The 1,494-nt window shown below is 31.2% G+C and carries 1 protein-coding gene and 1 pseudogene; both read right to left on the bottom strand.

Annotation, left to right across the window (positions count from 1 at the left end):
• Positions 1 to 81: 81 nt before the first annotated feature.
• Positions 82 to 345, bottom strand: coding sequence for a hypothetical protein (locus CZ487_RS00385; RefSeq protein WP_077210378.1), 264 nt, complete (start codon positions 343 to 345; stop codon positions 82 to 84).
• Positions 332 to 1,130 (bottom strand): annotated as a pseudogene (locus CZ487_RS00380) (ParA family protein). Before CZ487_RS00380 ends, CZ487_RS00385 begins: the two are co-directional and overlap by 14 nt.
• Between the last annotated feature and the right edge of the window lie 364 nt (positions 1,131 to 1,494).

Below are 1,494 nucleotides of genomic sequence, written 5' to 3'. Positions count from 1 at the left end.
GTGTGTGAAAAATAATCTATTTTCTTATTAACTCTAAAAACAAAAAAGAAGGTGCAATGGATAGCATCTTCTTTTTTGTTTTTATCTATTTTCTGTTAAATACTTTTCTAGAGCTTCTTCAATTAAATTATAGATATTCTTTTCTTGAATTAATGCTTGCATCTTTAGTTCCTTATGTAAGTCTATTCGTAAATCAAAAGATACTCTTTTTCTTTCTGTCTTTTTACTCTGTTCCCCATCCTGATCATTGAAGCTAGTATCTTTAATTACTTCGGATAATGCTTGCGTAGGAGAGATTACCTTTTGTTTTCGTTTCATGTTTTTAATATCATTAATTTTTGACACGATGCATCAACTCCTCATAGAAGTTTCTGTATTGTTGTAGTACTTGTCTTAATTCTCCGTTTTCAGTAAATCCATATAGAGCTACTCTTCCAATAGATGCTTTTCGAGTAATAATAGTTTTAAATACTTCATTCGGATAATCTTCTTCTATGAGATCATTAAAGGCTTTAGAATCGTTACGTCTTTTATCACTCAATGTCCGCAAAATCCCAAGAACTTTTGTATTATGTTTTCCATATTCTTTTGCACTTTCAATGGAATCCATGAAATTTGGAAGCGCGGAATAACACCAATTTGAACTTTCAAATAATACAACAACGTAATTACTTGCACAAAGTGCATTGGTTGTTTGTTCACTTAATGCAGGAGGTGTGTCGATAACAATAAAATCATATTGACTGCGAACTAGACTCAAGGTTTGATCCAAAACTAAACTTGGATTCCCTTTAAAGGGAAGTGACTCTCCTTCATAAGTTTTTCCAGTATAGATCCAACGAGGTAACGTCGCTAAAAAATTTGTAGCAGGGAGTAAATCAAGATTTTCGGTGACAGGAACAATATATCGTTTAACATCGTTATACTGCATTGCTTCCAGTACTGACCTTCCTATAAATTCATTTGAAGGTTGTTCAGACAATAGTTCAGTTAGATTACCTTGGGAATCCATATCAACTACTAATACTCTATATCCATTTTCTTTTAGTAAATATGCAAAGATACCGGAAGTAGTACTTTTACCACATCCGCCTTTTCTGGATGCCAAAAGTGATTACTTTGCAAGACATCCATATCACCCCCTTAAAACCTTTCTTCCAACGTTCTTTTCTTTATTTCGATGGTAAGATAAATAACTCCTTCTTAAAATTTAAGAAAAAGCAAAGGAATACATTGAGAGAGGTCTTTATTTCAGTTAAAAAGATTTTTAAAGTTATTCTTGACTCTCCTAAAGTCATTATAGTAATATATATTTCTGCGCTAAGAAATAACTTAATGATTTGTTTATAGTGAAAAGTAGAAAGGTTAAAAAGAAGTTGACTTCTACGAAACAAAATGTTATATTAATTCTTGTCGCTAAAAAGCGAGCTACAATCTTTTTTATCTTAAATAAAAAAAGATTTTAAAAAAAGAAGTTGACTTCTACGAAGTTAG

This window comes from Robertmurraya dakarensis (assembly GCF_900156875.1).
Classification (GTDB): domain Bacteria; phylum Bacillota; class Bacilli; order Bacillales; family Cytobacillaceae; genus Robertmurraya; species Robertmurraya dakarensis.
The sequence above is the reverse complement of the archived record's forward strand: the minus strand, read 5'-3'. Positions and strand labels throughout refer to the sequence as shown.